This is a genomic window from Candidatus Methylobacter favarea (genome assembly GCF_902806695.1).
GTDB lineage: Bacteria > Pseudomonadota > Gammaproteobacteria > Methylococcales > Methylomonadaceae > Methylobacter_B > Methylobacter_B favarea.
In genome coordinates this window covers 1-9218 of record NZ_CADCXN010000121.1, presented here as the reverse complement: position 1 = coordinate 9218, position 9218 = coordinate 1, and the positions used below count along the sequence as shown (strand labels likewise).

Sequence of the window (9218 nt, the reverse complement as noted above, 5' to 3'; positions counted from 1 at the left end):
ATTCGCTCGGCCGTCTTTGCAGTTCGCTTGCTTGCCGCATTTTGGACAATCCATCACGCCCTCCCAAGGCATCTGAATGTTCCAAAACTTATACATTGTCTATATTTATTTAGCAATGCCAAATTTTATTCAACAATTTGTCGAATGATGCTGCAACTTTTTTCAAGGTAGAGCTAGTGTATGTTTCGTCAAAGCCGCCACCGATTCCAAATTCAGCCAGGCATTCCGAATTGAAAACCGCCATCTATTCGAATACAACCCCGGCCAAATTTGAATGACTCAGTTCGGTCATGAGCCGACTATCGCGATTTTCGATAGCTGACATTAGGAAGGCAAGAGACGGAAGTTGGAATCAATCGCTTTGGGATTATTTGAAGACATAAATTAGGTTATCGTTGCATTCAAAGCTAACCCCTAATAATCAAAAAGGTCTTTTGCAAAGTTCTAAAATTTAAAGAGGACGGTAATATTTCACAGACTATTTTAATTTTAACAGATATTATCGACACATAAATTCAGACGGAAGACTGATCAGCTTTCAGAGGAGTAAGCTATTATGTTTATCTTATTTCGGTCATGAAAACAGAACAAAAGAAAAAAAATGCATCCGAAGAATTCCTGAGCACAGAACGGGGAAAAACGAAGTCGAACGCTATTTCGACACCTTCTATCGATTTACCTAAAGGCGGAGGGGCAATCAAAGGTATTGACGAGAAATTTTCCGTTAATGCTGTCAACGGCACTGCTGGTTTTTCAATCCCCTTACCCTTTTCTCCTGCACGAGGCAGCTCGCCCGCGCTAAACCTATCTTATAACTCTGGCGCAGGTAACGGTGTTTTCGGCCACGGTTGGTTGGAATTTATCATTAGCTTCTATAAAACGCAAAACTGATAAAAAGCTGCCCCAATACCTAGATGTTATTGATTCGGATATTTTTCTTTTTTCCGAAGCCGGAGACCTCATTCCTGAGTTCGCCAAAAATCCCGATGGCAGTTTTCGTAAAGACGCAAATGGAAATTATCTTATCAAGGAAGCCTCTTCACCAGATGACCAATACCTGATCAGATATTACACACCACGCATAGAAGGCTTATTCGCCCGGGTTGAACGATGGCAACATAAAACCAGCACTATCATCAAATGGCGAGTCATCACTAAAGATAATGTCACCACATTGTTCGGCTGGAGTGATAATTCCACTATTACTCATCCTGAAGACGACAAAAAAATATACGAATGGCTACCGGAATTTGTTTTTGACGACAAAGGCAACTGTACCCACTATCTCTACAAGAAAGAAGACGGCAAAGGGCTTGAGCCCAGTCTCTTACATCAAAATAACCGTATAAAAGCTAACAAGATCACCTATACCAATCTTTATCTTGAAAAGGTGCTTTACGGCAATAAAACACCTTACAAAAAATTCAATGACCCATTTCCACCAGAAGCCGATTATTTCTTCCAAACCGTATTCGATTATGGCGAATACGACACTATTTCGCCCTTCAACAAAATTAATGACTGGCGATTCAGAACCGATGCGTTTTCAGATTACAAATCCGGTTTTGAAATAAGAACGACTCGTCTTTGCAGCAGGGTATTACTGTTGCACAATTTCAGCGAACGGCCTGGTGGCTCGGCCTTAGTAAAATCAGTCAATTTTGAATACGACACCCATCAACACCAAGGTTTTACCTTTCTTAAATCCATAACAACTTTCGGCTATATCAAAAAACCGGATGGCAGTTACACCCAGAAAAGCCTGCCTGCAACTGAATTTGACTATCAAAAACATGCCTGGAACGATGAAGTTAAAGCCATATCGTTGGAGGATCTAGTTCACGACCCGGTTGGTTTAGATGAATCCGACTACCAATTTACCGATCTATTCAACGAAGGACTTTCCGGCATATTAACCGAACAAGCAGGTGGTTGGTTTTACAAACATAACTTAGGCCAAGGCAAATTCGCACAGGCTAAATTGGTTTCGCCAAAACCCTCGTTTGCGGGCTTGGGTTCGGGACTGCAGCTTTTGGATTTAGATGCTGACGGCGGCAAACAAATAGTCAATCTTAGTCAGGAACCGAAGGGCTATTTTGAATTGAGCGACGAAGAAGAATGGCAGCCATTTCGTCATTTCCGACAAATCGCCAATATCAACCTGAACGATGCCAACACCCGCATGCTTGATCTTAACGGTGACGGCAAAGCGGATGTGCTAATAACCGAAGACCAAGTTTTTACGTGGTATGAATCTAAAGGCCGTAAAGGTTATGCCGCCGCCAATAGAACCGTAAAAGTTTTCGATGAAGAAGCAGGCCCGCATGTCGTCTTTGCAGATGAAAAACAAACCATTTTTCTTGCAGATATGTCGGGTGACGGCCTGACCGATATTGTCAGGATTCGCAATGGTGAAGTCTGTTATTGGCCTAATTTGGGTTATGGCAAATTCGGCACGAAAGTCGCAATGGATCAAGCGCCGGTATTCGACAGTCTCGATGCTTTTAATCCAGCTTTCTTGCGTTTGGCAGATATTGACGGCTCGGGCACGACCGACATTATCTATCTTGCTAAAAACAAATTTAGGTGCTGGATGAATTTGAGCGGTAACGCTTTTAGTACTTCACCGTTCGAGATAACAAATTTCCCTGAAATTCATAACCAGGCCAAAATCACCGTCACCGACCTACTGGGTACGGGCGTGGCCTGCATTGTATGGTCAAGAAATTTATCCAAAGACGCAGGATCACCTTTGCGTTATATCGACCTGATGAGCAGTAAAAAACCGCACATCATGATCGGCTACCTTAACAACCTGGGCAAGGAAGTTTCCCTGGAATATACGCCGTCAACCCAATTTTATTTGGAAGATAAGCAAGATGGGAAGCCTTGGGTAACCAAGCTGCATTTTCCGGTTCAGTGCATCTCCAAGACCGAAACTCGAGATAGAATTTCCGGTTATCGCTTTGTCAGTTCATACAAATATCATCACGGCTATTACGACCATGCAGAGCGTGAATTTCGCGGTTTTGGCATGGTTGAGCAAACCGATAGCGAGAGTTTCGACCATTGGGTGAAGAAAGATGAGACGAATATTACTGACAAAACCCTGCATCAAGAACCAGTCGTCACTAAATCATGGTTTCATACCGGTGCGTTTTTGACGAAAGAAAAAATCCTTAATCAATTTGCCGACGATTACTGGTACGAAGAAATGCGGCGGCAAGGCTTTGGTGTGGCCAATCTTGAAACGCCTTTGCAAGATGCTCGTTAATAGTAGCGTCCGGCTTGGATGCCTCATTACTGGCGCATCTCAGTTTCGACGAGTGGCGCGAAGCACTCCGGGCTTGCAAAGGCATGAGTCTCCGTGCAGAAGTTTTTGCCCATGATGCACCGACTGATAACCCAACACCCGAACAACGGCAGAAAGCCTTAACGCCGTATTCAGTCGCAACGCATAACTGCGTGATTGAACTCTTGCAACCGAAAGGACAAAACCCTTTTGCCATTTTCACCGTTAAAGAAAGCGAAGCGATTACCTACAGTTACGAACGTCAAACCGATGACCCAAGAATTACTCATACCCTGAATATCAAACTGGATGAATACGGCAATGTACTGGAATCAGCTTCAGCCGTTTATCCACGTTTAAAAACCGATGCAACCTTGCCGTTATCTACCCAGCAAGCGCAAAGCCAAACCCTGATTACCTACACCAATAATCACTTTACCAACGACATTAACACACCAGAAGCCTATCGGCTCAGGCTGCCATCAGCCACTGAAACTTACGAACTCAAAGGCGTAGCCAAATCCGGCGCTTTATACACCATTAATGATTTTGAAACCATACTCGATACTGCGGCTACCCTGGAATATCAGCAGCTTGATACCAATCCAGCGCCGGGCACTCCGCAAAAAAGGCTGATTGAACAGGTTTGCACACTTTATCGCGGCAATAACCTGACTTCTCCCTTACCTTTACACAAACTCGAATCACTGGCGTTTCCGTACGAAAGCTACCAATTGGCCCATACGCCCACTTTATTAGCCGATATTTATACGGGTAAAGTCGATTCATCGTTAATGCTGGAAGGTAAATTCAGCCAATTTGGCGGCGACGGCAATTGGTGGATACGTTCTGGCACCACGCAATTCATCGAAGCCACAGAAAATTCCCTCGATGCGCAAAATCGTTTTTACGTGCCTGTATCTTATATAGACCCGTTTGGTGCTACATCCAAGGTTCGCTATTACAGCGATTATTTCCTGTTCATCGAGGAAATCGAAGATGCCATCGGCAATAAACACAAAGTCGAGCAATTCAATTTCCGCACCTTGTCGCCGAAACGAATGCAAGATGCCAACGGTAATTTTTCGGAAGTCATCGTAGATGAATTAGGCATGGTTAAAGACTTGGCGGTATTCGGCAAAGGCAACGAAGCCGATGACTTAAACGGCCTTAATGAATTCAGTTCTGACGCTGAAAATACTCTGATCGACAATTTCTTCCAAGCCCCAGCATCGGATGTGCTGGTGACAAACGGCAAAGACTTGTTGCAACACGCTACCGCCCGCTTTGTATACGATTTAAAAACCTACCATAATTCCGGCAAGCCCGTCGTGGTCGCTTCCATCCTGCGTGAGGAGCATTTCCAAAAAGATAACAACTCACCCGTTCAACTCAGCTTTGAGTACGCCAATGGCCTCAGTCAAGTGGTGATGAAAAAAGCCCAGGCTGAACCGGGCAAAGCCAAACAAGTGACAGTCAATGCCGACGGCAGTTTTAGCATTACCGAGATCGATACCTCAACCCAAAACCCCAAACAACTGCGATGGATCGGCAATGGCAGAACTGTCCTTAACAATAAGGGCAATGCCGTCAAGCAATATGAGCCGTATTTCTCAGTTACCCACCAATTTGAAGACTTGAAAGAACTGGTCGAATCCGGCGTAACACCCTTGATGTATTACGATGCGCCTGGACGGCTGATCAAAACCGAGCTACCCGACGGCACATTCTCACGCACTGAATTTGATTCGTGGAAACAGGTCATCTTTGACCCTAACGATACTGTACTGGAATCGGACTGGTACAAAAATCGCAGCAATCATCTGATCGATGCGGAACTGCTGGCGTCAGGCAAAGACCCGGACAAAGAAAAATTCGCCGCCGAGCAAGCCGCCAAACACGCCAATACGCCGGTGACACAACACTTCGACACCTTAGGCAGGCCGGTTTTATCTGTTGAACATAATCGAAGCATCAGCAACGGCGCGGACGAGTATTACCACACCAGCGTTAGCCTGGACATTGAAGGCAACTTACGCAAAGTCACCGATGCCGGTGGCAATGTGGTGATGCAATACAAATACGACATGCTCGGCAATAAGGTCTACCAAAAGAGTGTGGATGCTGGACAACGCTGGCTGTCGATTAATGTGGTGGGTAACCCGCTGCGTACCTGGGATGAACGCAATCACGAATTCCAGTATTTTTATGACATTCTGCACCGGCCTACGCATAGCAAGGTGATTGGCGGCGATGGCCGCGTGGTGCTGAATCATATTTTTGAGCGGATTTTTTACGGCGAAGACGAACCCGCCCCCCACCTGAAAAACCTGCGCGGTCAGGTGGTCAAGCATTTCGATACCGGCGGCGTCATCGAAACACCGGAATACGATTTCAAAGGCCAGCCCAAAGCGACCACCCGTAAGCTGTTTAAAGAGTACAAAGGCGTAGCCAACTGGCTGGATGCCAATTTGGTCAACGACCTGGAAGCCGACAGCTTCACGTTCATCACCGAAACCGACGCCCTGGGCCGGATTACCAAACAAACTGCGCCGGACGGCAGCATTATCACGCCGTCCTACAACGAAGCCGGCTTGCTGAATGCCGAAACTGTCAAACATTCGCATTTGGCTAGCCCGAGCGTTTACATCAAAGACATCGATTACAACGAAAAAGGCCAGCGCAACAAAATCGTTTACGGCAATAATGTCATCAGCCAGTTTACTTACGATAAGGAAACTTTCCGGCTGATCCGGCTGGAAACCAAACGCCAAAACAACGATCCCTTGCAGGATTGGCGTTACACCTTCGATCCAGTGGGCAACATTACTCATATCGAAGATAAGAATATTCCGGTGGTGTTCTTCAATAACCAGAAAGTCGAAGGCATCTCCCAATACACTTACGATGCGCTGTATCGTCTGGTCGCCGCCAGCGGAAGGGAAAACGACAAGCCCCTAGCGTTTGATGCCCAGGATAACTGGAACGATGCCGCTTACATGCAGCAGTTGAATCCCGGCGACCCGATGGCGATGCGCAACTACATGCAAAACTATCAATACGATGCGGTCGGCAACATTCTGCAAATGCGCCATCAGGCTTCCGGCAATGCCTGGGTGCGCAACTACAACTATCAGGGCGCGAATAATCGGCTCATCAGCACCCAAATCGGCGCCAATACCTATCTGTATCCACATCATGCCCAGCACGGTTTTATGACCGCCATGCCGCATCTGGAAGACATCGGCTGGAACTTTAAGGAAGAACTGGTCCTTACCATCCGCCAACGCCGCACCGACGGCGGTACGCCGGAAACCACTTATTACCAATACGACGGCCAAGGCCAGCGTATCCGCAAGATGACCGAGAATACGGCGAATCCGGGCGATACGCCGACCAGGAAAGACGAGCGGATTTATGTTGCCGGTTATGAATTATACAAGCAGCACAGCGGCACCGATGCCGGGCTGGAGCGCACCAGCCTGAGCTTGATGGACCAGCAACACCGCTTTGTGATGATCGATACTGAAACCAGGCCGCGTGTGGTGTTGGGCGTGACCTTGGGGCGCACCAGTCCTGAGCAAACCGTGCGTTATCAGTTGCATAATCATTTGGGTTCGGCGGCGTTGGAATTGGATGATGCGGCTCAGGTGATTAGTTATGAGGAATATCATCCTTACGGCACGACGGCGTTTCAGGCGAAGAATGCCGGGATTAAGGCGGCGGCGAAGCGCTATCGGTATACGGGGATGGAGCGGGATGAAGAGACGGGGTTTAGTTATCATGGGGCTAGGTATTACGTGCCGTGGTTGGGCAGGTGGACGAGTTGTGATCCGAGTTCCTTGAGCCTTCCAAGTAGTCGTTACTGTTATGCAGGTTGCAATCCCATAGTTTTCTTCGACCCAGATGGCCGGGATCCCAAGTCTGATCCTTTCAATTTATTTGGCCAGACCCCTAGAGATTCCAATCCAGGAAAGTTACCATTTAATCCGGCTACAGGGGAACTCGACAAGAGGTACTTTCCGCCACCCGCCACCCACAACCGCGAAGATATTAGAAAGATTCAATCTACTAGCCCAGAACGAGTTTTGGGTCGATTCGCACTAGATATAGTTACCGGCCTGCTTGGCGAAGGGACAGCAAGTGCTCCTTCAAGTGCTTACGAAGCAGAGAAGGATAGACGTGAACATCCAAGCGTTGGTTATGGGGAGCAGGCCTTCAATATCGCTCTGTTTATGCTGCCCGTAGAAAAGATTCTTGGATACGCTTTCAAAGGTGTTCGGTCCCTACTCGCTACTGAAGCCAAAGGAGCGGCCACAACAGCTGAAAAGGCTTTTTTGAGAGAGATTAGTGAGGATTTCAAAGTCATTGGGCAGAGTGCGGATAAGCCTGCGGCAGCCCATTTAGCTCGTGGCAATTTTGGAGAAAGAATGGCAGCCGACGCTCTCGCTTCTGAAGGTCATCGAATTGTCTCGTATAAGCCCAACATATCTGGCACAAATCAGCCAGGGATAGACATCGTTACGATCAAAGATGGAATAGTTTATTTTGTAGATAACAAAGCTCTTACGCGCTCCGGAAATGTATCTTCGGTAAGTGCTCTGACTACGAACTTTGCAAAAAACAAGGATGTGGTTTTAAAGGAGATCAAGGCCCTACTAGCGACAAATATTTTGCAGGAAGAGCGTCAAGTACTCGAACAGACAGTCACAGGCATTGAAAGCGGCAACTTCAAGAGAGTGGTCACCAATGCGAATCTTACGCACGGCGAAAAGGTGCTCACGGGCGTGACCGACAAGTTGAAATCTCAAGGCATCGAATTCAAAGATGTATCGCATTGAGGTCGAGCGGGACGGGGTATGTACCCCGTTCCAAACGTTTGCAATGCCGCGGCATGACCGAAAGCGTGTCCGTTGAGGTACCCACGAAAAACGTTACGGAGAAATTTAGAGCTTTTATAGGAAATCAATACCATGCCATCGCGCCGCGTAGCCGCTGATCTGAATGCCGGAACGTATTACCTGACGCTGACGATACAGCGTTGGTATTACCTGTTTGACCGCCACAACCGCTGGCAGATTCTGGCCGAGTCGCTGCGTTACTGCCAGGAGAACAAAGGGCTGGAATTGAACGGCTATGTTTTCATGCTGAACCACCTCCATCTGATCGCCACGTCACCGGATATGGCGGGGTTCCTACGCGATTTTAAACGGTTTACATCGGTAAAATTCAAGAACAACCTCGAAACCACGGAACCCAGCGTGTTGAAATTGTTCGTGGACGATGACGGAAAGTACCGGTTCTGGATAGATACCAAGCCCGTAAGCCCGTAAGGCGGAAGCCGACAGGCGTTCCGCCACATGAGGCGCACGAATGATTTTGGTTTGCTTATTTGTCGCTGGGCTTGTTTGGATTTGGCGGATTACCCTATCGGGCATCCGCCCTAAGAAAACATACTTTTTAACCGTGTGCATCGGATGTATGGTGGAACCGCATCGCGGGTTCCACCGTGTGGATTGAACTGAGCGGGTGATGCTGAATGTTGCTTGTATTTTACTTGTTTGGATTTGGCGGATCACCCTATCGGGCATCCGCCCTACGATGATTGATACAAAGGTTTGATATGCCGAATTATCGTCGGTTAAGGGTGCCGGGCGGGACATATTTATTTACGGTGAACTTGTTGGAACGGAAGCGGGATTTGTTGATGCGGCATATTGATGATTTGCGTGAAGCGGTACGTAGGACTAAGCGTGACGAGAATCAACAAACCCACAGGCAGGACAGTGACACTATTATTTAAGAAGCTGTTTGGAAATTATCGCGTCAAGCCAAACGATTCACCATGATGCGAGTCATGGCGATGTAAATCCAAGCTTCGTCGATGCGAGTCAGTCGTTCGTAGGCTTTACTGAGACGACGCGAA

The 9218-nt window shown here is 47.3% G+C and carries 4 protein-coding genes; all 4 read left to right on the top strand.

The features are described 5' to 3' along the window. Positions 1 to 576 precede the first annotated feature (576 nt). The 4 genes from HUX64_RS19440 to HUX64_RS18055 all read left to right on the top strand — a co-directional run bounded on the left by HUX64_RS19440 (position 577) and on the right by HUX64_RS18055 (position 8625). The gene (locus tag HUX64_RS19440; protein WP_217426612.1) at positions 577 to 891 is read left to right on the top strand and encodes a SpvB/TcaC N-terminal domain-containing protein; all 315 of its coding nucleotides are present in this window, start codon (positions 577 to 579) and stop codon (positions 889 to 891) included. Then, complete coding sequence (locus HUX64_RS19435; RefSeq protein WP_217426611.1) at positions 833 to 3274, top strand: SpvB/TcaC N-terminal domain-containing protein; 2442 nt, start codon at positions 833 to 835, stop codon at positions 3272 to 3274. Before HUX64_RS19440 ends, HUX64_RS19435 begins: the two co-directional genes overlap by 59 nt. A 14-nt stretch (positions 3275 to 3288) precedes the next feature. Further along, positions 3289 to 8133, top strand: a complete 4845-nt coding sequence (locus tag HUX64_RS19430) for a toxin TcdB middle/C-terminal domain-containing protein (protein WP_217426610.1) — start codon at positions 3289 to 3291, stop codon at positions 8131 to 8133. A gap of 132 nt (positions 8134 to 8265) precedes the next feature. After that, complete coding sequence (locus HUX64_RS18055) at positions 8266 to 8625, top strand: transposase (RefSeq protein WP_246247125.1); 360 nt, start codon at positions 8266 to 8268, stop codon at positions 8623 to 8625. The last annotated feature ends 593 nt before the right edge of the window (positions 8626 to 9218 follow it).